At 55.8% G+C, this 26,441-nt stretch carries 21 protein-coding genes; 8 read left to right on the forward strand and 13 right to left on the reverse strand.

From position 1 onward, the window contains the following. Window positions 1-121 precede the first annotated feature (121 nt). The gene (locus K8W53_RS15960; RefSeq protein ID WP_052939231.1) at window positions 122-1,357 is read left to right on the forward strand and encodes a phosphoadenosine phosphosulfate reductase; all 1,236 of its coding nucleotides are present in this window, start codon (window positions 122-124) and stop codon (window positions 1,355-1,357) included. After that, a complete protein-coding gene (locus tag K8W53_RS15965; protein WP_001164751.1) occupies window positions 1,330-1,947 on the forward strand; it encodes an IbrB-like domain-containing protein in 618 nt (205 codons plus the stop codon). Before K8W53_RS15960 ends, K8W53_RS15965 begins: the two co-directional genes overlap by 28 nt. Here K8W53_RS15965 and K8W53_RS15970 read toward each other — a convergent pair whose 3' ends face one another. After that, window positions 1,948-3,108 (reverse strand): pyridoxal phosphate-dependent aminotransferase, encoded by a 1,161-nt coding sequence (locus tag K8W53_RS15970; RefSeq protein ID WP_001245604.1) that lies wholly within the window; start codon window positions 3,106-3,108, stop codon window positions 1,948-1,950. It abuts the gene before it with no gap. A 126-nt stretch (window positions 3,109-3,234) separates the two neighbouring features. On the opposite strand from K8W53_RS15970, the gene K8W53_RS15975 reads away from it, so the two are divergent. Then, window positions 3,235-4,323 carry an oxidoreductase gene (locus K8W53_RS15975; protein WP_017441650.1) on the forward strand — a complete coding sequence of 363 codons (1,089 nt, stop codon included), beginning with the start codon at window positions 3,235-3,237 and terminating at the stop codon, window positions 4,321-4,323. A gap of 35 nt (window positions 4,324-4,358) precedes the next feature. Here the strand turns inward: K8W53_RS15975 and K8W53_RS15980 are convergent, their stop codons facing one another. The 7 genes from K8W53_RS15980 to entC form a co-directional block, all read right to left on the reverse strand. Then, window positions 4,359-4,556, reverse strand: a complete 198-nt coding sequence (locus K8W53_RS15980; protein WP_000460619.1) for a YbdD/YjiX family protein — start codon at window positions 4,554-4,556, stop codon at window positions 4,359-4,361. Window positions 4,557-4,619: 63 nt separating this feature from the next. Continuing rightward, entirely contained in the window at window positions 4,620-6,725 is a 2,106-nt protein-coding gene (gene cstA, locus K8W53_RS15985) for a pyruvate/proton symporter CstA (RefSeq protein WP_001043108.1), read from the reverse strand. 181 nt (window positions 6,726-6,906) lie between these two features. Further along, entirely contained in the window at window positions 6,907-7,320 is a 414-nt protein-coding gene (entH, locus tag K8W53_RS15990) for a proofreading thioesterase EntH (protein ID WP_000637966.1), read from the reverse strand. A 2-nt stretch (window positions 7,321-7,322) separates the two neighbouring features. Next, on the reverse strand, window positions 7,323-8,078 hold the full coding sequence (entA, locus tag K8W53_RS15995) for a 2,3-dihydro-2,3-dihydroxybenzoate dehydrogenase EntA (RefSeq protein WP_020839499.1): 756 nt from the start codon (window positions 8,076-8,078) through the stop codon (window positions 7,323-7,325). Next, window positions 8,078-8,935, reverse strand: coding sequence for an isochorismatase (locus tag K8W53_RS16000; protein ID WP_001007166.1), 858 nt, complete (start codon window positions 8,933-8,935; stop codon window positions 8,078-8,080). The genes entA and K8W53_RS16000 overlap by 1 nt, the downstream gene beginning before the upstream one ends. Window positions 8,936-8,948: 13 nt before the next feature. Continuing rightward, the gene (gene entE / locus K8W53_RS16005; RefSeq protein ID WP_001222447.1) at window positions 8,949-10,559 is read right to left on the reverse strand and encodes a (2,3-dihydroxybenzoyl)adenylate synthase EntE; all 1,611 of its coding nucleotides are present in this window, start codon (window positions 10,557-10,559) and stop codon (window positions 8,949-8,951) included. 9 nt (window positions 10,560-10,568) lie between these two features. Beyond that, window positions 10,569-11,744, reverse strand: a complete 1,176-nt coding sequence (gene entC / locus K8W53_RS16010; protein ID WP_000367601.1) for an isochorismate synthase EntC — start codon at window positions 11,742-11,744, stop codon at window positions 10,569-10,571. Window positions 11,745-12,052: 308 nt separating this feature from the next. On the opposite strand from entC, the gene fepB reads away from it, so the two are divergent. Further along, window positions 12,053-13,009: a Fe2+-enterobactin ABC transporter substrate-binding protein gene (gene fepB / locus K8W53_RS16015; RefSeq protein WP_001238992.1), complete on the forward strand. Its 957-nt coding sequence runs from the start codon at window positions 12,053-12,055 to the stop codon at window positions 13,007-13,009. Between the two features lie 62 nt (window positions 13,010-13,071). Here the strand turns inward: fepB and entS are convergent, their stop codons facing one another. Continuing rightward, the gene (entS, locus tag K8W53_RS16020) at window positions 13,072-14,316 is read right to left on the reverse strand and encodes an enterobactin transporter EntS (protein ID WP_001081661.1); all 1,245 of its coding nucleotides are present in this window, start codon (window positions 14,314-14,316) and stop codon (window positions 13,072-13,074) included. A gap of 110 nt (window positions 14,317-14,426) precedes the next feature. On the opposite strand from entS, the gene fepD reads away from it, so the two are divergent. From fepD to fepC, 3 genes are read left to right on the forward strand one after another with little or no spacing between them, the layout of a single operon-like run. After that, a complete protein-coding gene (gene fepD, locus K8W53_RS16025) occupies window positions 14,427-15,434 on the forward strand; it encodes a Fe(3+)-siderophore ABC transporter permease (RefSeq protein WP_001277879.1) in 1,008 nt (335 codons plus the stop codon). Continuing rightward, on the forward strand, window positions 15,434-16,423 hold the full coding sequence (gene fepG, locus K8W53_RS16030; RefSeq protein WP_000480064.1) for an iron-enterobactin ABC transporter permease: 990 nt from the start codon (window positions 15,434-15,436) through the stop codon (window positions 16,421-16,423). Before fepD ends, fepG begins: the two co-directional genes overlap by 1 nt. Beyond that, on the forward strand, window positions 16,420-17,214 hold the full coding sequence (gene fepC / locus K8W53_RS16035; protein ID WP_000140622.1) for an iron-enterobactin ABC transporter ATP-binding protein: 795 nt from the start codon (window positions 16,420-16,422) through the stop codon (window positions 17,212-17,214). Before fepG ends, fepC begins: the two co-directional genes overlap by 4 nt. 52 nt (window positions 17,215-17,266) lie before the next feature. Here fepC and wzz(fepE) read toward each other — a convergent pair whose 3' ends face one another. From wzz(fepE) to fes, 4 genes are all read right to left on the reverse strand, one after another. Beyond that, on the reverse strand, window positions 17,267-18,403 hold the full coding sequence (wzz(fepE), locus tag K8W53_RS16040; RefSeq protein ID WP_017441644.1) for an LPS O-antigen length regulator Wzz(fepE): 1,137 nt from the start codon (window positions 18,401-18,403) through the stop codon (window positions 17,267-17,269). 249 nt (window positions 18,404-18,652) lie between these two features. Further along, window positions 18,653-22,537, reverse strand: a complete 3,885-nt coding sequence (gene entF / locus K8W53_RS16045; RefSeq protein ID WP_052939230.1) for an enterobactin non-ribosomal peptide synthetase EntF — start codon at window positions 22,535-22,537, stop codon at window positions 18,653-18,655. After that, complete coding sequence (locus K8W53_RS16050; RefSeq protein ID WP_000396006.1) at window positions 22,534-22,752, reverse strand: MbtH family protein; 219 nt, start codon at window positions 22,750-22,752, stop codon at window positions 22,534-22,536. The genes entF and K8W53_RS16050 overlap by 4 nt, the downstream gene beginning before the upstream one ends. 30 nt (window positions 22,753-22,782) lie before the next feature. Beyond that, complete coding sequence (gene fes, locus K8W53_RS16055; protein WP_023224069.1) at window positions 22,783-23,997, reverse strand: enterochelin esterase; 1,215 nt, start codon at window positions 23,995-23,997, stop codon at window positions 22,783-22,785. Window positions 23,998-24,185: 188 nt separating this feature from the next. On the opposite strand from fes, the gene K8W53_RS16060 reads away from it, so the two are divergent. Continuing rightward, window positions 24,186-26,441 carry a TonB-dependent siderophore receptor gene (locus tag K8W53_RS16060; protein ID WP_001034964.1) on the forward strand — a complete coding sequence of 752 codons (2,256 nt, stop codon included), beginning with the start codon at window positions 24,186-24,188 and terminating at the stop codon, window positions 26,439-26,441.

The raw sequence follows: 26,441 nt of genomic DNA on the forward strand, positions 1-26,441 counted from the left end.
GTCTACATAATGTATTTATTTAGCAAATATAATAAAGCATTGCAAGTTCATCTAATCCGCTTATCCTTTATGTTAATTATTTCGAATATACTGTAGTTAACACATCGGAGACTATCCAGAGATGTCGGTTTATAAAGTTCCGCTTGAGCAAAATGTTCTGGAAGCGGCTCAAGAGCGTATAATGTGGACCCTGGAAACCTTACCCCGGGTCTGCGTCTCATTTTCTGGTGGTAAAGATTCAGGACTTATGCTGCACCTGACGGCAACGTTGGCGCGCAAAATGAATAAAAAGATCCACGTTCTCTTCATTGACTGGGAAGCGCAATTCTCCTGTACCATCACCTATATTGAATCGTTACGTGAATACTACGCGGACGTTATTGAGCGTTTTTATTGGGTCGCATTACCCTTAACCACACAAAATTCCCTTTCACAATACCAGCCGGAGTGGCAGTGTTGGCAGCCGGGTGCCGACTGGGTACGACAACCGCCAGAAAATGCGATTACCGATCCGGCCTTTTTTTCCTTTTATCAACAAGGCATGACCTTTGAACAGTTTGTTCGCGATTTTGCCGACTGGTTTTCAGAAAAACGTCCTGCCGCTATGCTGGTCGGTATTCGTTCCGACGAATCCTATAACCGATTTGCCGCTATCGCTAACTCGCATAAGCTGCGCTTTGCCGACGATAAGCCCTGGACCACGTTAGCCCCTAAGGGGCACACCTGGTATATCTATCCCATCTATGACTGGAAAACCGCAGATATCTGGACCTGGTTCGCCAAAACAGGTAAACCCTGTAACCCTTTGTATAATTTGATGTATCAGGCTGGCGTACCGCCCCGCTACATGCGTATTTGCGAACCGTTCGGCCCGGAACAACGACAAGGGTTATGGCTGTATCATGTTATCGAACCTGAGCGCTGGGCGGCCATGTGCGCCAGAGTCAGCGGCGCACTCAGCGGAGGAATATACGCCGGACAAGACAGCCATTTTTATGGCCACCGGAAAATTTTAAAACCCGATCACCTTAACTGGGAAGAGTACGCGCTGCTCCTGCTACACAGTATGCCTGAAGTCACTGCCGAACATTACCGTAATAAAATCGCCGTTTATTTGCAGTGGTATAAGAAAAAAGGCATGAACACTATTCCACAGACGCAGCATGGCGATATCGGATCGCGCGATATTCCGTCATGGCGACGGATCTGCAAAGTATTACTGAACAATGATTACTGGTGCCGGGCGCTGTCATTTAGTCCGACAAAACCTAAGAATTACCAGCGTTATAACGAACGTATGAAAGCTAAACGCCAGGAATGGGGGATCTTATGCAACACCGACTCACAGCCGAAATAACTCACTTTCTCTCTGAACTGCCTGAAGAGGAGAGGATCGCCGCCATTAATGAATTTAGAATGGCGATACATAGCGTTAGTCCTTTTCGCGATGAGCCTGTCGATTGTGTCCTGTGGGTGAAAAACGATCATATTTCGCCTAATGACTACAACCCGAATAACGTTGCGCCGCCCGAGAAAAAACTGCTGCTTAAATCGATTGAACAAGATGGGTTTACTCAGCCGATCGTGGTGGTAAAGGCCGATGCCGAGGAGTACGAGATTGTGGACGGTTTTCACCGTCATGAGCTGGGCAAAGGAAAAGCGGCCCTGAAAAGGCGTCTGAAAGGCTACCTGCCGATAACGTGTCTGGACAGAGAACGTCACGAACGCATGGCGGCAACCATTCGGCATAACCGCGCGCGCGGGCGTCACCAGATCCACGCCATGTCAGAAATCGTGCGCGAACTTTCTCTGCTAGGCTGGGACGAGAGCAAAATCGGCCAGGAGTTAGGTATGGACGCCGATGAAGTCCTGCGCCTGAAACAGATCAACGGCCTGCAGGAGCTTTTTGCAGACCGTCGATTCTCCAGAGCGTGGACGGTTAAATAACTACAGTTTACACAGGCGCTCTGCGGCGGCCAGCAGCGTTGATTCCTGTTTAGCGAAACATAAACGTATAAGCTGATGCGGGAAAGGGGCGGCGCAAAAGACAGAAAGCGGAATAGCGGCGACACCGACTTCTTCGGTTAGCCACTGACAAAACTCAACGTCATTTAGCGTCGACACTGCGCTGTAATCGATTAACAGAAAATAGGTACCTTCACAGGGCAGCACTTTTAATCGGCTTTGCGCCAGCGCGTTAACCAGCACATCGCGTTTTTTCCGGTAAAAATCGGGTAACGCGCGATAGTGTTCCGGCGCGGCGCGCAGCATATCCGCCAGCGCCAGTTGCGCCGGCGTATTGACGCAAAACGTCAGGTACTGGTGAACTTTGCGGATTTCGGCGCTAATGGCCGCAGGCGCAACGCAGTAACCAATCTTCCATCCCGTCATATGAAAGGTTTTACCAAACGATGAAACGGCAACCGCCCGCTCTCGTAACTGAGGGTGCGCCAGTACGCTGGCATGACCTTCGGCGGCAAAACAAATATGTTCGTACACTTCATCGCTTAATACATAAATTTCCCGCTCGCCGATAGCCTGCCACAGCGCCTCGATATCCGCCTGGCGCCAGACGGTAGCGGTGGGATTATGCGGCGTATTGAGGATCACCAGTCGCGTGCGCTCGCTAAGCAACGCCGAAAACGCCTGCCAGTCGACGCGAAAATGCGGCGGCGTAAGCGCTATGCGTTTTAACACGCCGCCGGAAAGCGCCACGGCCGGGGCATAGCTGTCGTAACTGGGATCGAAACAGATAACCTCATCCCCTGCCCGCACCAGCGCGGTAATCGCCGCATACAGCGCTTCTGTCGCGCCCGCTGTGACGGTGATATCACTTACGTCATCGGGTCGATAACCATATATTTCCGCCGTTTTATCGGCTATGGCCTCCCTCAGCGCCTGCGCGCCCGTCATCGGCGCATATTGATTCGCGCCCTGCGCGACATGATAAGCCAACCGCTCGTGCAAATAAGAAGGACCATCAAAATCAGGGAAGCCTTGCGATAAATTTATTGCCTGATGTTTCTGCGCCAGCGCGCTCATTTGCGTAAAAATCGTGGTGCCAAGATTGGGCAATTTGCTTTTTGGAATCAGTGGGTTATTTCTCATTATCTTCATACCCGCCAGTGATGTGGTTATTGACACACTATCACAGGGTGTTAGTATTTGGCAATCAAGACGTTTAGATGTCTAAATATAATAACAGCGGTGAGAAGACCCTAAGGACAACACAACATGAACCACACTGAAATCCGCGTCGTTACCGGCCCGGCGAATTATTATTCCCATGCCGGAAGTCTCGGAAGACTGACAGACTTTTTCACGCCGGAACAGCTTTCCCACGCCGTTTGGGTGTACGGCGAACGCGCGATTGCCGCCGCCCGGCCTTACCTGCCGGAAGCGTTTGAACGTGCTGGCGCAAAACATCTGCAGTTTACCGGCCATTGTAGCGAACGCCATGTTGCCCAACTGGCGCACGCCTGCAACGACGATCGTCAGGTGGTAATAGGCGTCGGCGGCGGCGCGCTGCTCGATACCGCCAAAGCGCTCGCCCGCCGTCTGGCGCTGCCGTTTGTCGCTATCCCGACCATCGCAGCGACCTGCGCCGCCTGGACACCGCTTTCCGTCTGGTATAACGACGCGGGACAGGCGTTACAGTTCGAAATTTTTGATGATGCCAATTTTCTGGTGCTGGTCGAACCGCGCATTATTCTGCAGGCGCCCGATGACTATCTGTTAGCTGGCATTGGCGATACGCTGGCGAAATGGTATGAAGCCGTTGTGCTTGCGCCGCAGCCTGAAACGTTACCTTTGACCGTAAGACTGGGCATTAACAGCGCGTGCGCTATTCGCGATCTCCTGCTGGACAACAGCGAACAAGCATTAGCGGATAAACAGCAGCGTCGGCTGACCCAGGCATTTTGCGACGTGGTGGATGCGATTATCGCTGGCGGCGGTATGGTCGGCGGCCTTGGGGAACGCTATACCCGTGTCGCCGCCGCCCATGCGGTACACAACGGTCTGACCGTCCTGCCGCAAACGGAAAAATTCCTGCACGGAACGAAAGTGGCTTATGGCATTCTGGTGCAAAGCGCGCTACTGGGACAAGATGACGTGCTGGCGCAATTGATTGCAGCGTACCGGCGATTTCATCTGCCGGCCCGGCTTAGCGAACTGGACGTGGATATTAATAACACCGCCGAGATCGATAGGGTAATCGCGCATACCCTGCGCCCGGTCGAATCCATCCACTATTTACCGGTGACGTTAACGCCAGACACCCTGCGTGCGGCGTTTGAAAAAGTTGAATTTTTCAGAATATAGCCTGGTGACGTTGCGTTTATCAGGCCTGGCAACCATCAGCAGCAACGCGCGCCGCCTTTTCCACCATAGCGCGCATCCTGCCGCTCGCGGAAAAATTCTTCATAGGTCATCGGCGTCTGATCCGGATGCGTTATGCGCATATGTTCCACATAGTTGTCGTAGTCTGGCACGCCAATCATCATTTTTGCGGCCTGTCCCAGATATTTTCCGGCTTTCGAAAGCGTATCGAACATCGTTGTCACCTGTCATCCAAATGCCCTCTCCTTATTCTGGAGAGGGCTATTGATGTAAAAAGATTAGTGCGCGCCTTTCGCCTGCGTCACGATCTCATCCACATTTTCCGGCATCGGCTCATACGGCGTTTCATTCGCCGTCGGTTTATCAATCTTCAGAGCGGCCAGCGCCGTCTTAATAGAGAAGACCGCCAGCACCACGACCACCACCATAAAGAAGATGGTTAGCCCGGCATCCAGACGGTTATTGAATACCAACTGCGCGAGCTGCGATTCAGTGTATTGCGGCGGAATATTGCCGCTGTCGATCATCGCCTGGAACTTATTGGCAATGGCCAGGAAGCCGATTTTCGCATCCGGACTAAACGCTTTCTGCCAGCCCGCCGTCAGCGTACAAATCAGCAGCCAGGCCGTTGGCACCAGCGCGACCCACGCATAACGCTGACGCTTCATTTTGAACAGTACCACGGCGCAAAGCATCAGCGCCATGCCCGCCAGCATCTGGTTAGCGATGCCAAACAGCGGCCACAGGGTGTTAATACCGCCCAACGGATCGACCACGCCCTGATGGAGGAAATACCCCCACGCCAGCACGCACAATGCCGTAGCAAGCAGGTTCGCTGGCAGCGAATCGGTACGTTTCAGCCCTGGCGACACTACGCCCAACAGATCCTGCAACATAAAGCGCGCCGCACGGGTACCCGCATCCACCGCCGTCAGAATAAACAGCGCTTCAAACAGAATGGCGAAGTGATACCAGAACGCCACATCCATCATGCCGCCCAACGCGCCATGTAAAATGTAGGCCATCCCTACCGCCAGCGTTGGCGCACCGCCTGCGCGGGAGATAATGGATTGTTCGCCGACTTCATTGGCAATCTGGTGTAACGTATCCGGCGTGATAGCGAAACCCCAACTACTGACCACCTGCGCAGCAGAAGCCACGACATCCGCAGTCCCCGCTGGCGCCAGTACCGCCATCGGGCTATTCATCGCAAAGTAAACGCCCGGATCGATAATACAGGCCGAGACCAGCGCCATAATGGCGACGAAAGATTCCATTAACATCCCGCCGTAGCCGATAAAGCAGGCCTGGCCTTCGTTGGCCAACATCTTCGGCGTCGTGCCGGAGGAGATGAGCGCATGGAAACCGGAGACCGCGCCGCAGGCGATGGTAATAAACAGGAACGGGAACAGGTCGCCCGTCCAGACCGGTCCGGTACCATCAACAAATTTGGTCAGCGCCGGCATAGTCAGCGTCGGACGCATAATCAGAATCCCGACCGCCAGACCGACAATCGTACCAATTTTCAGGAAGGTAGATAGGTAATCACGCGGCGCGAGCAGCAGCCAGACTGGCAGTACCGCCGCGACAAAACCATACCCCACCAGCATCCAGGTAAGCTGCACGCCAGTAAAATCAAAGTACGGCGCCCAGGTTGGGCTTGCCGCCACCCATCCGCCGGAAATAATAGCGAAAATAAGAAATACCAGCCCAATGACCGACACCTCGCCGATGCGCCCCGGACGCAGATAACGCAGGTAGATGCCCATAAAAATCGCCAGTGGAATAGTGAACGCGACAGTGTACGTTCCCCACGGGCTATGGGTCAGCGCTTTCACCACGATCATCGCCAGGACGGCCAGAATGATCACCATGATCATAAAGCAGGCTACCAGCGCGATCACCCCTGCCGTCGCGCCCATCTCCTCTTTAACCAGCTCGCCAAGCGAACGCCCATCGCGCCGGGTCGAGACGAACAGCACCATAAAGTCCTGCACCGCTCCCGCCAGCACAACGCCCGCCAGCAGCCAGATCATCCCCGGCAGATAGCCCATCTGCGCCGCCAGTACCGGCCCGACCAGCGGACCTGCGCCAGCAATGGCAGCAAAATGGTGACCGAACAGCACTTTCTTATCGGTCGGGACATAATCCAGACCATCATTATGACGTACCGCGGGCGTCATACGCGTTGGGTCAACCGCCAGCACTTTTTTGGCGATATAGAGCCCATAAAAACGATACGCAATTAGATAGACACAGACCGACGCCACCACGATCCATAGCGCGTTGATCTGTTCCCCACGATTTAACGCAATATAGCCCAGGGCAAACGCACCCAATACTGAGAGCGCTGTCCAGACGAGGTATTTCCCTGATTTATTCATAGTTGTTGTCCGTTTGGGTGTTCCAGAGAGATGTTACATTTTGTTTCTATAACACCTTTACCGTAATTAACAACACAACAACATGATAAAACCGGATCGTTACCCATTTTTTACATTACAGTGTTAACCAGATCACTTCCTTTCTTCGTTAATGCTGCAATTGCATTTTACTTTGCCAGAACTATCCCATTACCGCCGTTCCCAGGCGACAAGTGCAGCAGCGCCTCCCCTGCTCGTCAAAGAGCGTAATTTCCCAGCTTTGATTCTGCCGCCCCAGATGCAGCGGCAGGCAAACGCCGCGTACTTTCCCCTGCGAGACGGCGCGGTGATGGGTGGCGTTTAACTCGGTCCCGACCACGCACTGCCCGTCGCGGGTCATCAGATAACCCGCCATTGATCCTAACGTCTCCGCCAGCGCTGCCGATGCGCCGCCATGTAGCAGACCAAACGGTTGATGAGTGCGGGCATCGACGGGCATTTCCGCCTCCAGCACGTCATCGCCCAGACGGGTGTAAACAATGCCCAGATGCGCCACCAGCGTGTTCTGACTGGTAGCGTTCAATTCATCCAGCGTTAAATGCCGTTTCCAGATCATCGTCAGGCTCCCAATGTTGAACCGCCGTCCACCACGATATCCTGCAAGGTAATGTGGCTGGCCAGATCGGAGGCAAGAAACAAAATGGTATTGGCTATCTCCTGCGGACGGGCGATTTTACCGAGCGGTATGCCGAGCTTAAACTGTTCGCCGAAACCGCGAATGCGCTGCTGTTCGGCATCTTCACTTACCCATAACGTGCGCTGCATATCGGTGTCGGTCGAACCGGGCGACACCACATTACAGCGCACCCCACAGCCCGCCAGCTCCAGCCCTACGGTTAGCGCCAGGCTTTTCAGCGCCGCTTTAGAGGCGCCGTAGGCGCTCATACCGATACGCGGCGTATGCGCCGCATCTGAGGCTACGGTGACAATCGCCCCTCCCTGCTGACGGCGAAACTGCGCCATCGTCTGCGAAAACAGGTTAAATGCCCCGCCCACATTGACCGCAAATGTCTGCTGCCAGTCGTCGACGCTAAGCGCATCGGTCGCTCCCATACGCAAAATACCGGCGGCGTTGACCAGCACATCCAGCCGCGGCGTTTTTTGCAACACACGCTGGCACACCTGCGCAACCTGTGCGGCATCCGCCACATCCATGACTTCGGTAGCAAAGGGATAATTCTCTTGCGTAAATTCGCGATCGAAGCCGATCACCCGCGCCCCGGCGTCAACAAACGCCAGCGCCGTCGCGTAACCGATCCCTTTCCCCGCCCCGGTCACCCATACCGTTTTGTCTGAAAAATCAATACAGGGCATTACTCTACCCCGCGAGAAAGCAGCGCCCACCAGGCGTCAATGGTCGGGTTTTTCGCCAGCATCACGAAGTCGATATCGCCGTGTACTTTACGCCAGCGCGCCGCCAGCCCCATCATGCGTACTGAATCCAGGCCATAATCAATCAGGTTTTCATCATCCAGCGGCTCGTCGGTCTCATCCAGCAACGGCAGAATCAACGCCCGCAGCGCCGCTTTACTGGCAGGAACCGGCGTCGGCAGCAGCGATTCAGTCATGACGACGCGACCTGAACGCCCCGCCACATAGTTCAGCGCCATCAGATGCTCTTCCCGGCTGAAATCCGCCAGCGCATCCGCCACCATAAACGGCTTAATGTCGCGCATAAACGCATCGGTAGCGGTGGTCATACAGCCAATATGCGCATACACGCCGGTAATGATGAGCTGATTACGTCCGGTATCTTTTAACATCTGTTCCAGCGGCGAGCGGTGAAACGCGCTATAGCGCCACTTCACCAGCACCGTATCCGCCTCATCCGGCGTTAAGGCTTCTACCACCTTCTGCTGTTCCGGAGAGCGCGTCAGTCCCGGCCCCCACATATCATTGAGTAACGCGCGATCTTCATCGCTTTGCTCTTTCGGCTGAGCGGTGTAATAGACCGGGATATGATGTTCCTTACAGTACTGGCGCAGAGCGGCGATATTGGCAATCACCTGGTCCATCATTGGGCAGTTGCGGCCCCAAAAGCTGACAAAGTAATCCTGCATATCGTGGATGAGCAGCGCAGCGCGCTCCGGCTCAAATGCCCAGTTCACTTTGTTGGTCGGGATATCCAGTGCGGTGGGCAGCGCGTAAGACTGTAGTTTCGGAATGGCCATCTCTCTTTCTCCTTCAGAGCGGTGAACGTGACGCCAACCGCTGGCGTAATTGTTTTTTATCGACTTTACCAACCGGCGTCAGTGGCAGTGACGCAACGCACTCCACGCGATCCGGTAATTTAAATTCCGCCACGCCCTGCTCTCGCAGGAAACGGCGTACCTGTACCGCTCGCAGCGGCTCTTTTACCACCAGATATGCGCAACTTTTTTCTCCCAGCAGTTCATCTTCCATGCTGACCAGCGCCGCATGGATCACCGCCGGGTGGCGCAGTAACAGGTTTTCTATCTCTTCGGCGGCTATCTTCTCGCCGCCCCGGTTGATCTGATCTTTTTCACGCCCGTGAACGGTGATGTAACCGTCTTGATCAATGGAGATCAGATCGCCGGAGCAGTAAAAACCGTTGGCGTCAAAGGCGCTGGCATTGTGTTGCGGACTGTTGAAATAGCCGCGAAAAGTATAGGGGCCGCGCGTCATCAGACGACCAATCTCGCCCGGCGGCAGTGGATTCCCGTCAGCATCCGCCACCCACACTTCGTCGTCCGGACACATGGGTCTTCCCTGGGTATTGATAATCCGTTCCGGACTATCGTCCAGCCGGGTATAGTTCACTAACCCTTCCGCCATGCCGAAGACCTGCTGCAACTGACAGCCAATTTCAGCCGGAATACGGGCGGCCAGCGTCGCAGAAAGCCGCGCGCCGCCGACCTGCAATAACCTTAATGACGCCAGCGGCGCATTGCCGCCCCACTCCTGGATAGCCTGTAGCCATAGACTGACCGCGGGCGGCACCAGCGCCGTGGCATTAATCTGGTGTTTTTCGATCAGCGGGAAACAGAGCGTGGCGCTGGGATCGGTCGCCAGCACTACCGTTCCTTTGGCGAGAAAAACGCCCAGCGCGCCCGGCGAACTCATGGCGTAGTTATGCGCGGCGGGAATCGCGCACAGAAAACGCGTCTCCTCGTTGAAACCGCAAATCTCATTGCTGCGGCGCACGCTGTAGTAATAGTCGTTATGGGTACGGGGAATAAGCTTTGGCGTGCCGGTAGTACCGCCGGAAAGCTGAAAGTAGGCCACTTCGTCAGCAGGTGATGGCGTGGCGGTGAAATCTTCCGCCGCCTGCCTCATCGCCGCGTCCAGGCTGTGATCGCCGTCGTCGTTGCGCAATAACACCACCCGCACAGAGCGGTGTTCAGCCACAAACGTGTTGAGAAAGTCCTCCCCGGCGAACAGCGTATGTTGGCGATCGGCGATCACCAGCGTCGGCGCGATCTGCATCGCATAGGCGTTAAGTTCGGTACGTTGATGGCTAAACAGCGCCAGAACGGGCGCTACGCCAAGCTTCAACAGGGCGAAAAAGGTGATATACAGTTCCGGTACATTCCCCAGTTGCACCAGAGCGGTTTCGCCAGGTTTGATGCCCTGACGGCGTAAACTGCAGGCCAGATTATCTGCGGCCTGGTTGAGCTGGCGATAGCTGAATGCGCGCTCGCCTTCAATGACCGCCGTCTTGTCGCTGTCAGCGTGGCGGGTCAGAATATCGGTCAACGGCACGTCTTGCCAGTAGCCTTTTTCACGATAACGGCGGGCAAATTCATCCGGCCAACGGGTGAAAGGTATACGCATCATCGTTCCTTAATGCAGTCCAAAAACGTTCAACATCGTAGAGAGCTTGACGCCGGTTTCCCGCCACTCGCCGACTGGCGAAGAGGCAGGGACAATCCCGGCGCCAGCGAACAGGCGCACCTGATTACCGTGCAATTTCGCACAACGAATCGTCACTACCCACTCGCCGTTTCCTTCGGCATCGCACCAGCCGACAATGCCGCCAAACAGTTCACGATCGAACGGTTCCAGTTCAGCAATCAGCTTTTTCGCGACCTGATGAGGGAAACCGCTTAACGCAGGCGTTGGATGCAGCAGACAGGCCAGCGTCAGCGCGTTTTCTCCGGCGTTGGCCTTGCCCTCAAACGGCGTACCGAGATGCCATAGCGTCGGCGTGGTGATCAACTGCGGAGAGGAAGGTAATTGCAGTTCCGTGCTGCGATCGCGCAGGATCTGCTTCATCGCCTGCGTCACCAGCTCATGTTCATGGCGATCTTTTTGTGAAGCCAGCAGTCGGTTTCCCGCCTCGCGATCCAGAACGTCATCCGGCTGTCGACGTGCCGAGCCTGCTAACGGCAGCGAACTAAACCGCTCGCCCTCTTTGCGTAGCAGCAATTCGGGGCTGGCGCCCAGCAGAACGCCGCCATCCGCCAGTGGCACATGGAAGTTGTAACTAACTGGATTCTGCGCAACCAGCCGCTCCAGCAATGCTCCGCTATCCACCGCCACATCAGTGGTGATATCTATCAGCCGGGAAAGCACCACTTTATCGACGTCTGGCGTGGCGGTCAGCATAGCCGCGCGTGCGACCATCGCTTCAAAAGCATCCTGCTCCGGAATCGCCTTTCGCGCCGTCACCGTCAGCGACTGATGGTCAGTAAAATAACGCGCCGTGCGCTGCTTTTGCTGGCGGGAAAAGGACTGCCACGCCATCGGGATAAATAGCGACGACGGCTGACGAGTATCAAAGGGGATCGCCCCCACCAGGATAGGGTTGGCGATGCCCTGCGATTTGGCCTCGGCAAACTGCTGGCGCAATTTCTGCTGGAAAGGGCTATCCGGCGAATCGCCGGCAACCGCAGGCTCGGTATAACGGGCGAAGCACCCGGAAGTGGTAAAACTGCGATACGGCGACATGAAGAAAAAGCGATCGGGAGCAAGCGTTGCCATCGTCTCCTGAGCGTCCTCGGCCAGTGACATATCCATATCATCCTCCAATGATAAAGGCTTATATACACTTCATCTTTCAAGCTGCCTCTTTGTTGGCTGCGATCAGAAACCCCGGTCACACAGTTATCTATGCTCGCGGGGATTTCTTCCCTTGCCGTTGCGATGCTTCTTGAATGATTTTGTGTATAATAATGATTATTATTTCTATTTTTAGTGCGCTAACCTAAGAGTAAAACGTCGCTCTGTCAACTCTGGTCATGAGTTAAATGGCACTAAGGCTTGCATCTCGCTGCCGCTGACATGAAAATGAGAAGCATTAACTTTATTAATAACAGGACGCTATTGTGAGACTCCCCGCCTTTTATCGTTGGCTGCTTTTAGTGGTTGGTTTATCAATTTCAGGAATATCCTTAGCCCAGGACGCCGGTTGGCCCCGGCAAATTCAGGACAGCCGCGGCGTTCATACTCTGGACCACAAGCCCGCGCGTATCGTCTCTACCAGCGTGACGTTGACAGGCTCGCTGCTGGCGATTGATGCGCCCGTCGTCGCCAGCGGAGCCACTACGCCGAATAACCGCTTTGCTGACGATCAAGGGTTTATGCGCCAGTGGAGCGACGTAGCAAAGGCTCGCCATGTCGCCCGGCTGTACATCGGCGAACCGAATGCCGAAACGGTCGCCGCGCAAATGCCGGATCTCATTTTGATTAGCGCCACCGGCGGCGACTCCGCGCTGGCGCTTTACGATCAGCTCTCCGCTATCGCGCCGACGCTCGTCATCAATTATGACGATAAAAGCTGGCAGAGTTTGCTCACGCAGCTTGGCGAGATCACCGGTCAGGAGAAACAGGCCGCCGCGCGAATAGCGGAATTTGAGGCGCAACTGACGACGGTTAAACAGCGAATCGCCCTGCCGCCGCAGCCGGTTAGCGCGCTGGTGTATACCCCTGCCGCGCATAGCGCCAATCTGTGGACGCCAGAATCAGCACAAGGCAAGCTATTGACGCAGTTAGGCTTTACGCTGGCGACATTGCCCCGAGGGCTGCAAACCAGCAAAAGCCAGGGTAAGCGCCACGATATCATTCAGCTTGGCGGTGAAAATCTGGCCGCCGGGTTAAACGGTGAATCTCTTTTCCTGTTTGCCGGCGACAACAAAGATGTCGCGGCCCTTTACGCCAATCCGCTGCTGGCGCACCTGCCAGCGGTGCAAAATAAGCGCGTCTATGCCCTGGGTACGGAGACGTTCCGTCTGGATTATTACAGCGCAACGTTGTTGCTTAACCGGCTGGCCGCCCTGTTTTAGCCTTATCGGAGTCTTATCCGACTGACCAGACCGATTTGGTCAGTCGGATAAACGCCCCTTCATCAGCCAGCATCGCTAACCGGCGGCGTCTGGCGAAAACGACGTAGCTCGCCCAGCACTAACAACAGCAGCAAACCGATAATCACCAACCCGAATCCACTCACGCTCGCGGAAGCGACCGGCGTCATCATTGCGCCAAGACCGCCTAACAGCGCCGCGCCGATAGCGTCTCCCGTGACGTTTTGCGCAGTCCACAGGCCGTTCATTCGCCCCAGCATATTTTCCGGCGTCTGGGTTTGCAGCAGAGTGTATTGTAATAACGAACTGATGGCGCTAAGCCAGCCAAACAGCGCCAGACAGATAACACCTGCGATCCAGACCGGCATGATGGCGAACAGCCCCACCGCCAGAAAAGAACCGACTGTCGAAACCAGCATAATGAGCCCCGGACGAACGCTATGCGCCAGTTGTCCGCTGGTCAGCGCGCCAATGGCCGCCCCCAGCGGAATTGCCGCATACAGCAAACCGATTTGCGCCGCCGACATCTGCCAGCTCATCGCCAGCGCCGGATAGAGGACGCGTACCGCGCTTGCCATCGTCACCAGACCGCCAAGCAGCGCAATACCGCCGATAAGCGGACTGGCGAGCAAAAAACGAAATGCCGCCAGTAACGCAATAAATGGATTTTCCCGCGGCTGCGGAGGAACAGGCAGTCGCGGCAGCGTCAGTAACGGCAATAGCGTAATAAACGTCCCGGCGGCCGCCAGCCCATAGTTCCAGGCTACGCCGCCGCTGGCAAGCAATATGCCCCCCAACATCGGGGAAATAACCGATCCCAGACGTACCGTCAGCATGGTAATCGCGCCGGCCTGCATCAGATTTTCTCTTCCGACCAGCGCTGGCGTCGCCGCCAGTAACGCGGTCACGCCCAGAGACGCGAAAAAGCCGTCCCACAGGCCAAGGAGATATATCGCCAGCAATGATGGTTCCGGCAGCAGCGCGTTCACGCACAGGCCAATAAAGCCAATACCGCAAGTACCGCGCGCCAGCAGAATCACCTTTTTGCGTTCGTAGCGATCGGCCAGTACGCCGCCCACCATTAAGCCAATAAACATGGCGCCGCCGGTTAACGTTACCGACAGCCCTACCTGCCAGGTGGAGTGCGTCATCATTTGGATCTGTACCGGAACCGCCACGCCAAGCAGCCCCAGCGAGACAATAGAGATAAAACGGGCCAGAAATACTGCGCGAAATGCAGGGTGCGTCTTCAACAGGCTGAGATTGAGCAGCCAGGATTGTCGATTCATTACAACGCCTTAATGCGAGTTTTTTTAAATATCCATTCAATGGCTGCACATGCTAACATAACCAAATAAGATAGATAACGATAATTACTATCATTATCAGGGAAGTTACTATGTCATGCTCGTTTTCCGTGACGCGCGCGTTTGCCGTGCCCGGATTGTTGTTATTACTGAGTCTCGCCGCGGTTTTAAGCCTGGTCATTGGCGCGAAACCGCTGCCCGCCGCCGTCGTGCTGGAGGCGTTCACCGGCGTGTGCCAAAGCGCCGATTGCACCATCGTCCTGGATGCGCGTTTGCCGCGTACGCTGGCCGGATTACTGGCAGGCGGCGCATTGGGTCTCGCCGGGGCGCTCATGCAAACACTCACTCGCAACCCGCTCGCCGACCCGGGGATTTTGGGCGTTAACAACGGCGCCAGCTTCGCCATTGTACTGGGCGCGGCGCTGTTTGGTTTCTCCACGCCGCTGGAACAGCTTTTCATGGCATTTAGCGGCGCGCTTATCGCATCGCTGATTGTCGCCTTCACCGGTAGTCAGGGCGGCGGCCAGTTAAGCCCAGTCCGCCTGACACTGGCGGGCGTGGCGCTTGGCGCGGTACTGGAAGGATTGACCAGCGGCATCGCGCTGTTAAATCCAGAGGTTTATGATCAGCTTCGCTTCTGGCAGGCGGGATCGCTGGACATTCGCAGCCTGCAAACGTTGAAAGTCGCGCTTGCGCCCGTGGTTATCGCTGGGATCGTGGCGCTATTTCTGAGCCGTGCGCTGAATAGCCTGAGCCTCGGCAGCGATACTGCGACGGCGCTGGGGAGTAAAGTGGCACGCACCCAACTTATCGGTTTACTGGCGATTACCGTCTTGTGCGGCAGCGCAACGGCGCTGGTCGGCCCTATCGCCTTTATTGGTCTGATGATGCCGCATATGGCGCGTTGGCTGGTGGGCGCAGACCACCGCTGGTCGCTGCCAGTGACGCTACTGGCAACCCCTGCTCTGCTGCTTTTTGCCGATATTATTGGTCGTCTGTTGGTGCCGGGCGAACTCCGCGTATCGGTTGTCAGTGCGTTTATCGGCGCGCCGGTACTTATCTTTCTGGTACGCCGTAAATCGAACGGAGGCGGCCTGTGATGTTTCTTTCTCGTCGGCTTATCGTAAGTTGCCTGCTTCTGGCGGCTGGCTGCTTCGCCATTGGCTTATGGAGCCTGCAAAGCGGCGCCGTGCCTCTTGAGACCGGGCAGATTATTGCCGCGCTGCTGGGCGACGCGCCGCGTAACATCACCCTTGTCGTAACCGAATGGCGACTACCGCGCGTATTAATGGCGTTGCTGATTGGCGCTGCGCTTGGCGTCAGTGGCGCGATTTTTCAGTCGCTGATGCGTAACCCGCTAGGCAGCCCTGATGTGATGGGCTTTAATACCGGCGCCTGGAGCGGCGTACTGGTCGCAATGGTTCTGTTTGGCCAGCATCTTACCGCGATCGCGCTGGCGGCAATGGCGGGCGGTATCGTCACGTCATTGATTGTCTGGCTGCTCGCCTGGCGTAACGGGATTGAAACTTTCCGGCTGATTATCATCGGTATCGGCATCCGCGCGATGTTAGTCGCCTTTAATACCTGGCTTCTGTTGCAGGCGTCGCTGGAAACGGCGCTCACCGCCGGCTTATGGAACGCCGGGTCGCTCAACGGTCTGACATGGGCAAAAACCTGGCCTTCGGCGCCGCTGATTATTGTGATGCTGACAGGCGCCGCGCTACTGGTGCGTCGTATGCGGCTGCTGGAGATGGGCGATGACAGCGCCTGCGCGCTGGGTGTTAGCGTGGAGCGGTCACGCCTGATGCTGATGCTGGTGGCTGTGTCGCTCACCGCTGCGGCAACGGCACTGGCTGGCCCCATCTCGTTTATTGCCCTTGTCGCGCCGCACATCGCCCGCCGCCTTAGCGGCACAGCGCGCTGGGGATTAACCCAGTCGGCGCTGTGCGGCGCGTTGTTACTACTGGCCGCCGATGCGTGCGCGCAGCAACTGTTTATGCCTTATCAGCTTCCAGTGGGCGTGGTCACCGTCAGCCTCGGCGGTATTTACCTTATCGTCTTGTTAATTCAGGAGTCCCGCAAAAAATGACCGAATCCGTAGCCCGTTTGCGCGGCGACCAGTTAACGCTGGGTTATGGCAGCTATACCGTCGCAAAAAACCTTAATGTTTCGATTCCGGACGGCCATTTTACCGCCATCATCGGCCCTAACGGCTGCGGCAAGTCAACGTTGCTACGCACGCTAAGCCGTCTGATGACGCCTGTTGACGGCCATGTCTGGCTGGATGGCGAACAAATACAGCGTTACGCCAGTAAAGAGGTGGCGCGGCGCATCGGATTGCTGGCGCAAAACGCCACTACGCCGGGCGATATCACCGTACAAGAACTGGTCGCCAGAGGGCGTTATCCGCATCAGCCGTTATTTACCCGCTGGCGCAAGGAAGATGCCGACGCCGTCGCCAGTGCCATGCGTGCAACAGGTATCACCTCACTGGCGACGCAAAGCGTAGATACTCTGTCCGGCGGCCAACGTCAGCGGGCGTGGATAGCCATGGTGCTGGCGCAGGAAACGTCCATCATGCTGCTGGATGAGCCGACAACGTGGCTGGATATTAGCCATCAAATTGATTTGCTGGAGTTGTTAAGCGATCTCAACCGCGAAAAAGGTTATACGCTCGCCGCCGTCCTGCACGACCTGAATCAAGCCTGCCGATACGCCACGCATTTGATTGCATTACGCGAAGGTAACATTGTCGCGCAGGGCGCGCCGAAAGAGATTGTTACCGCAGAGCTTATCGAAAAAATCTATGGACTGCGCTGTATGATTATCGACGATCCGGTTGCCGGTACGCCGCTGGTGGTACCGTTGGGGCGGCGATAGTCGCCCACACAGATGACAAAGCCGGATATCGCTATCCGGCTTTTCGGGTAAATCAGACTAACCGTTCATCTATCGCCAGCGCGTTTTCCATTTTACGTGAGACCATCGCGTGACGCAGTAATACGCCGCCGCAGGCCATCATACCGCCAATCAACGCCGCCAGGATAATAATGACCGCTTTACCCGGGCCATCTTTTTTCACTGGCAGAGACGGCGACAGTTGATACTTAAACGGGGTAAACTTCACGTCGCTCACATTCATTGCCGCCAGTTGTTCAACATGGTATTGACGGTTACGCAAATCACCGTCGATCTCGGCCACGTCCGTTACCCCTTTTTCAATTTCCAGTTTGCGGGAAATACCATCCGCGCCGAGAGAAATAGAAAAATCCGGATCATCTTTTACCGCCTGACCATTGCTGTAAACCGGTCTCTTAATACCGGCGGCGTTGGCGATTTCCAGCGAATAATGAAGACGTTGAATATTGGCATCAAGCTGGTTTTTGAGACGCACCCGATCCATCGCCAGCTTTTCCTGCTCGTAGCGGGTTTTGATTTCCAGCTGGTTACGAATATTTTCCAGCGTCTCTTTCACGACGATATCAGAGATGTACTGAATATAGCCAGCTAACACTTTTTGCGCTTCTTCCCGCGTCGGCGCGGTAAAACTCAATGTCCACGACGTGAATAACGACGTTTCATTTTTCTTGCCGGCATTGCTGTCCACCGCTTTCATTTTTTCGCTCAGCAGGACAATCGCCCGGTGAAGATCCTGCTCGTCTATTTGCGCGCCTTTTAATTGATCCATGACATACGGAGAAGAACGAAGATATTCTTCCAGCAGCGAGGGCGAGCTAAACTTTTTAATAAACAGATTAAATACGCTGCCCCGATCAACGCTTACCTCCATATCCAACACGCGCAGCGCGGTCAACGTTCTCTCCAGCCCCTGCCACTGTACCGACTCCGCCGGTGTGACAATCGCCTGGCTGGTCCATTTTTGCGGCAGCAGAAAGGACAGAAGCAACCCCACGCACGCAAAGGCGAAAACGGTAGCAAGAATACGACGTTTCGCCTGCCATAACACCTCTATAAGGCTAAACAAATCGATTTCATGACTGTTGGCGGGCGGCAGTGAGTAACCTGCAAGTGACTGATTTTTTTCTTGTTTTACATTAAGAGATGGCATGCCGTATGACCTGAAAACTTTATCCAATGAAAGAACACATTCCTGTCAGAGATTCTAACAGCAAGTCAGAATTATCCGAAACACTCTTTGCGCGCCAGTGCCCGAAAAGCTAAATATTCGGAATTAAACTTGCCTGTAGCATGTATCACTTATGTTAAAAGAATTAATAGTTGCAATAAAAAACCCATAATAATTAGTCATTATTATGGGTTTCAGGATTTAATTTGTTAAAGCTAGAAACAACGCCCGTTATTTATTAATAAGCTCGCTGATGATGGGCCCGATAGTTTCAAAAGCGGAGGGAGAAATAATATCTACATGCGCGCACGGCTGGCGATAAATAGCCAACGACGCTATCCACGGCGACCAGCTCTGTTCAGGCGATACGCCTTCCGGCACCGTTTTATCCGCCACAAAGAGCGTAGCATGTCCATCAAACGGTACGCTATGCGCCGTCGTCAGCAAACGGACGGCATCCGCATAATTGCCTTCAATGGCGGTAAATAAGGCTTCGGAGGCATTTCCCTGCTGCGCGGCGACAAACGCAGCGCGTTCACGTTCAATTTCCGCCAATACGTCCGGATTGAGGCCATTCGCCTCTTTTTCTCGCCAGTTTTGCGTTTCCGGCGGCCAGGTGTCCAGTAACCCCAAAAACGCCACCGTTTCGCCGCGTGCGCGCAACCGGGCGGCGATCCCTTGCGCCAGCGTCCCGCCCAGCGAATAGCCTAATAAATAATAAGGGCCATGCGGCTGCCGGGAGAGCAATGTTGCCAGATGATGTTCACATACCTCATCAAGAGTGGTTGCGGTTTGCATAGGGCCAGCGGGGCGCGGCGACTGAATCCCCATAATCGACCACGACGGGCTGAGATAGCGTGATAATACGCTAAATTGCCAGGCGAACCCCGACGCCGGATGGAAACAAAATAACGTTGGACCATCGCTTTCACGCAGCGGCAACAGCGGCCCGAACCCCAGATTGCGCGAGCGTTCGTCATCGTCAGTATCGAGCAGCTTACTTAACTGCGCCACGTCAGACGCCACCATCACCTGCCCCGGCGTCACCTGGCGGTTAAAAGTCTGACTTAGCTGCGCGGCCAGTTTCATCGCCAGCAGCGAGTGTCCGCCCAGCGCAAAGAAATCACTTTCAACGTCGTTAATCTCACAGCCCAGCAGGCGGGAAAACGCCGCGGCGACAGCAATCTCCGTTGCGGACTGCGGCGCACGCCCTTTCACGCGCGGCGTCAGGTCCGGCAGCGGCAGGGCTTTACGATCCAGCTTGCCATTAGCGCTAAGCGGCAAACCGGCAAGTTGCAACAACACAACCGGCACCATATGCGCGGGAAGTTTTTGGCGTAATTTTTCCTGCAGCGCCGGTAAATCCAGCGGCAAACCGGAGTGCGACACCAGATAGCCGACCAGTTGCCGGGCATCCCCGCCCGTCGCCGCCGCCTGATTAAAGACGCAGGCATGTGCTACCGCCTGTTCAACATCCGGCAGCGTTTGCATGACGCGGTCAATCTCGCCCAGTTCAATACGTTGCCCCCGAATTTTGAGCTGATCGTCGCTGCGCCCCAGGTACTCCACCGCGCCGGAATCCAGCCAGCGCGCCACATCTCCGGTACGGTACATCCGTTCGCCTGGCGCAAAAGGATCGGCGATAAAACGGCTGGCGGTAAGATCCGGACGCCCCAGATAGCCCTGCGCCAGTTGGATACCGGTAAGATAGAGATCGCCAGCCACGCCCGGCGGCACCGGCTGCATATGCGCATCGAGAATACGTAAACCGGTATTCCAGACGGGATAACCAATCGGGATACTGTTGCCGTCAACAGCCGCCAGCTCATCGCCACAGGCCGGATACCAGCTCACATCCACCGCGGCCTCCGTTGGCCCGTACAGATTGTGTAGCGGCGCGTTGGTTAACGTCTCCCATTCGCGGCACAGCGCCGTCGGCAGGGCCTCGCCGCTACAGAAAACGCGCTTTAAGGAAGCGCAGCTTTTCCCAGCCGACGCTGGCGTGAGCGAGGCAATAAAGGCCGCCAGCATCGACGGCACAAAATGAGTGGTCGTGACGCCGTATTGCGCAAAGAACCGTTGCATCGCGAGCGGGTCGCGGTGCGCTTCCGGTTCAGCCATCACCAGTTTCGCCCCGGCGATAAACGGCCAGAAAAACTCCCATACTGAGACGTCAAAACTGCACGGCGTTTTTTGCGCTACTACATCATCCGCCGTCAACGGATAGTGATCCTGCATCCACAGCAGCCGGTTGACTATCGCCGTTTGTCCCACCATCACCCCTTTCGGCCTGCCCGTCGAGCCAGAGGTGAAAATGATGTAAGCGGTATGATGCGGTAACGACAGCCCCAGCGGAGTGGCGTCACTGACCGGTAGCGGTTGGCTATAACACAAATATTCCATCCCCGGAATATCGTGAAAGCGCGCCAGCTGCGCCTGAGTCGTAATTAACAGTTTCGGCTGCGCATCTTCCAGCATCATTCGCAGCCGATCGTCAGGATAACCGGTATCCAGCGGCAGCCAGGCGGCGCCCGCCTCGACAATGCCATGCAGCGCTAAGGTCAGAAAAGCCGACCGCGGCAACGCCACCGCCACGCTATCGCCAGGCTGAACGCCGCGTTCCCGCAGCGCGTACGCCAGCGCCACAACCTGTTCACGCATTTCACGGTAGGTAAAATGATAATGCGCATCTGCCAACGCGGAAGCCTCTGGCGTTTTTTGCGCCTGCTGCGCCACCAAATCGCTAAGCGTGGCGGCGGGAATCGTTACCGCCGTATTATTAAGGTGTGTTAATTGCGTTTGTTCTTCCGCCAGCAGCATTTGCGCATCGCCGCAGCGCAGCGCCGGGTTATCCGCAAACTGCGTGATAAGCGCCATCAATCGTAAGGCATGGCGGGAGAGCGTGGCATCATCGTAACGCTGTGCATTCGCCAGCAATTCAATATCCAGACCGCCGTTTTCATCCGGAAAAAGCGCCAGTTCAAGATCGTTAACCGGCCCCGTCGCCAGGGTATGGGTTTGCGCCTGTATGCCAGGAAGATCCAGATGATAATCAAACACTTTTATATTGAGCACCGGGCCAAATAGCGGCGTCTCCCCTGCGGCTCGCCCGCTATCGCGTACAATCTGTTCGGCGTCGTAACGCTGGTGACGGCGCATCTTCTTTAACTGCGCCGCAAGACGCTTCGCCAGCGTTGGCAGATCTTCCGTCGCATGAAGGTTAACCGCCAGCGGCAACACGTTAAGGACAGGCCCGGTCGCCGTTAACGCCGCCGAACCCATCCGCCGCATAAAGATAAATCCGGCGGCATAATCCATACGCCCGCATAATCGTCCCAGCCACAACGTCACCAGCGCCAGGGCAAGATCCGCTCGCGGTATCTCAGGCATGTGCGCCGCCAGTTGGCGAAACGCCCCCGCCGGCGCGCTCAATTTCATACGTAGAATATCCGCGCTCGCCGACCGCCCCGGCAACGGCGCGGCAGAAATTGACGCCGGCGGCGGCAACTCGCGGCGCTGCTGCGCCCAGAAGGCGCCGTCACGCTGCCAGGCCTCGCTCTGGCGATAGCGCTGATATTCCTCGACCACATCCACAAAGGGGGTAAAAGGCGACTCCGGCGTAGGGGCGTCGCTCTGCCAGGCGCGATAAATCGCCGCAATCTGGCGGGTTATCGCCGGGAAGCTAAAGCCATCCACCAGCAAATGGTGATAGCGCTGATACCAATACCAGCGGGTATCATCAATGCGGATTAACTGGTGAAACGCCAGCGGCTTACCGCTATCTGCGCGCAGGTTTTGCCGTAAATCCGCCTGCATTAACGCCAGCGCCGCGTGATGCGGATCGGGCTGGTCGCGTAAATCGGCAATCGGGGGCTCGCCGAAGGTGTGCTCAGGATCTATCCATTGCCAGACCTCGCCGTTCTCTTCGGTAAAACGCATCCGTAGCGTATCCGCCTGTTGCATCCCTACCGCTACCGCTTTTGCCAGCAAGGCGGCATCCAGCTCGCCGTTCAGTTCCACATAGTGCGCCACGCTCCAGGCGGAGGGTAAATCAGAGAGTTTTTCCGCCATCCAGATCCCCGGCTGGGCGGCGACTAACGGTAAACGCTGCGTCATTTCGCCTCCTGCTTATCGGCATAATGCGCCGGATTCAGTGTTGTCCAGCGCGTATTAAGCCACTGCTGGCACGCGTCCTGCGATTGCGGTTCGCATACCACGTCCCAGCCTGCGGGAAGCGCGCACGCCGCTGGCCAAAGGCTGAATTGACGCTGCGCATTTTGCAGGATGTAAAACTGTCCCTGCGGATTATCGAAGGGATTACTGAATTCCATACTCAACTCCTGTCATGGACATGTGCCCGGTTAAAGCGTGTCGATAAGCGGCTGCCAAAGCAGCATCAGCCCTTGCGTTAGCCCGCCGCGCCAGCAAAGCGCATCGTGTCCGCCGTCAACCTGACGCCAGAAAATGGACTGCTGCGAGGTGTTCAGTTGGGCATAAAGCGCCTGATTTGCCTGAAACACGATCGGCTCACGCACGCCGGCCTCCAGTACGATACGCAGTCCGCGCGCGCATAATGCGCCGGTTTTCAGCCGGGTAATGACTTCCCCCTCCGGCGGGGTGATGCGATGAGGCCACCAGAACGATCCTGACTGGCTCAGTACACAGCCAAAACGCGTCGGCCAGTTCAGGCCGGCATACAGCGCCGACAGGCCGCCAAAACTCTGTCCGGCGACCACCGTTCGCCCGGCATCATCGCTAAAAGGCGTCACGGCTCTGACTTGCGGCAACAGTTCCTGCTGCACCGCCAGCCAGAAGTCGGCATTGCAGGGCAACTCCTGGCTGCGGTGTTGAGTATCAATCGCGTCAATCAGCAGGTAGACGGCACCAGGAAGCAGGCGTTGATGAGTCAGCGAGGCGAGCGCGGGCCAGACGGGCATATTTTCCGCCCAGAATTGACCGTCCAGCAGAATAGCCAACGGTCTTTCCTCCGGCGCCTCGTCTCCGATCGTCAATATCCATACGCGGCGGGAGTTATCCAGACGTTCGCTATGCCACTGCATCATCAAAGGCGGCGAGTACGGCGTTTCAGGACGATCCCACCCCGGCTGAAGGGGCGCATCCGGCATTTCCAGCGCTGAAACCGCATGACCACGTCCTCCCCGCCAGCTTTGCGAATTAAGCGGGTCGGCAATCGCCTGCGGTAATAGCTGTCGCCAGCCTTCACGCAGTGCGTTCCGATCGGGCGTTTCGCCCGGCGCAAAAGCGGCAAAAACGTCATCGCGTTCGGTAGGAATAAAACAGTAGCTGCCGCGCCAGTTAGCGCTAAGCGCCGTACTCCAGCGCCAGACATCCGTTCCGGCAATACGCGCCATCGTCTGAGGCTGCGCGTTTTGATGATGATCGGTTACGCCAGTGATGTAGACCCAGACACGCCGTATCGGGGAGTGTGTTTCGTTTCCCTGCGGGTCGCGCCACCAAAAAGTGACCCGATAATTTCCGTCTTTTTCCCGTATCCATTCCGGCCCGGTTTTCGTCCTCCACCAGGCCTCACTTCCCGTTGCCAGCGCCTCTTTCATTATAACCCTGTGTTTATTATGAATTTTGTATATAAAAGGTGAAATATATTGATAATATTATTGATAACTATTTGCATTTGCAATAGCGTATTGTCGCGCTATGGGACGCGCGAACACAATTTCACCACCCGGCCAATGCCTTTGACGGGCGCTTTGGCTTATGTGGCTAAAGAAAAGCAGGATATACAATGAACAAGAAGATTCATTCCCTGACCTTACTGGTCAATTTAGGGATTTACGGGGCCGCTCTGCCCGTGATGGCGGAAGAAAAAACCGATAGCGCTGCGCTCACCAATGAAGACACCATCGTGGTGACCGCTGCCCAGCAAAACCTACAGGCGCCAGGCGTATCCACCATCACCGCCGATGAGATCCGCAAAAATCCGCCCGCGCGCGACGTGTCAGAAATCATCCGCACCATGCCGGGCGTAAACCTGACCGGCAACTCCACCAGCGGTCAGCGCGGGAATAACCGCCAAATCGATATTCGCGGCATGGGGCCGGAAAACACCCTCATCCTGATAGACGGTAAACCCGTCACCAGCCGTAACTCGGTGCGCCTGGGCTGGCGCGGCGAACGCGATACCCGCGGCGATACCGCGTGGGTGCCGCCGGAGATGATCGAACGCATTGAAGTGCTGCGTGGCCCTGCCGCCGCACGCTACGGTAACGGCGCGGCGGGTGGCGTGGTCAATATCATTACCAAAAAAGGCGGTAGCGAGTGGCACGGTTCCTGGAATACCTATTTCAACGCGCCGGAACATAAAGACGAAGGCGCGACCAAACGCACTAACTTTAGCCTGAACGGCCCGCTGGGCGGGGATTTCAGCTTCCGTCTGTATGGCAACCTCGACAAAACGCAGGCGGATGCGCGTAATATTAACCAGGGGCATCAGTCTGAACGTACCGGGAGTTACGCCGACACGCTACCGGCAGGACGCGAGGGGGTCATTAACAAAGATATCAACGGCGTAGTTCGTTGGGATTTTGCTCCGCTTCAGTCTCTGGAGCTGGAGGCCGGATACAGTCGCCAGGGCAATCTCTATGCCGGTGATACTCAGAACACCAATACGAACCAACTGGTGAAAGATAATTACGGAAAAGAGACGAACCGCCTCTATCGGCAGAACTACTCTCTGACCTGGAACGGCGGCTGGGATAATGGCGTAACCACCAGTAACTGGGTGCAATACGAACATACCCGTAACTCCCGGATGCCGGAAGGCTTAGCAGGCGGCACCGAAGGAATTTTCGATCCCAAAGCATCGCAAAAATATGCCGATGCCGATTTGAATGACGTCACCCTACACAGCGAAGTGAGCCTTCCTTTCGATCTGCTGGTCAATCAAAACCTGACGCTGGGTAGCGAATGGGCCCAACAGCGTATGAAAGACGAGCTCTCCAACTCGCAAACCTTTATGGGGGGAAATATCCCGGGTTACAGCAGTACCAATCGTAGCCCCTATTCAAAAGCGGAAATTTTCTCTCTGTTTGCTGAAAACAACATGGAACTGACCGACAGCACCATGCTGACGCCGGGGCTACGTTTCGATCATCACAGTATTGTGGGGGATAACTGGAGCCCGTCGCTGAACCTGTCGCAAGGTCTGGGGGATGACTTTACCCTGAAAATGGGGATCGCCCGCGCTTATAAAGCCCCGAGTCTGTACCAGACTAACCCAAACTATATTTTGTACAGTAAAGGTCAGGGTTGCTACGCGACTGGCGCGGGTACCGGCATCGGCTGCTATATGATGGGTAACGATGATCTGAAAGCCGAAACCAGCATCAATAAAGAGATCGGTCTGGAATTTAAACGCGATGGCTGGCTGGCCGGCATCACCTGGTTCCGCAATGATTACCGCAATAAGATTGAAGCGGGTACGGTGCCGTTGCAGCGTATCAACAACGGCAAAACGGATGTTTATCAGTGGGAGAACGTGCCGAAAGCGGTCGTTGAAGGTCTGGAAGGCACGTTAAACGTACCGGTTAGCGACACCGTCAACTGGACGAATAACGTTACGTATATGCTGCAGAGCAAAAACAAAGAGACCGGCGAACGCCTGTCGATTATTCCACAGTACACGCTTAACTCAACCCTGAGCTGGCAGGTACGTCAGGACGTTTCTCTGCAATCGACCTTCACCTGGTACGGCAAACAAGAGCCGAAGAAATATGATTATCAGGGTAACCCCGTTACCGGAACAGATAAGCAAGCGGTCAGCCCATACAGTATTGTTGGCCTGAGCGCGACCTGGGACGTGACCAAAAATGTCAGCCTGACCGGTGGCGTGGATAACCTCTTTGACAAACGTCTGTGGCGTGAAGGTAACGCGCAAACCGTCAGGGATACTCAAACTGGCGCTTATATGGCGGGCGCTGGCGCGTACACCTATAACGAACCGGGACGTACGTGGTATATGAGCATTAATACCCATTTCTGA

Origin of the sequence: Salmonella sp. A29-2, from assembly GCF_020150755.1 — a bacterium.
Lineage (GTDB): Bacteria > Pseudomonadota > Gammaproteobacteria > Enterobacterales > Enterobacteriaceae > Salmonella > Salmonella enterica.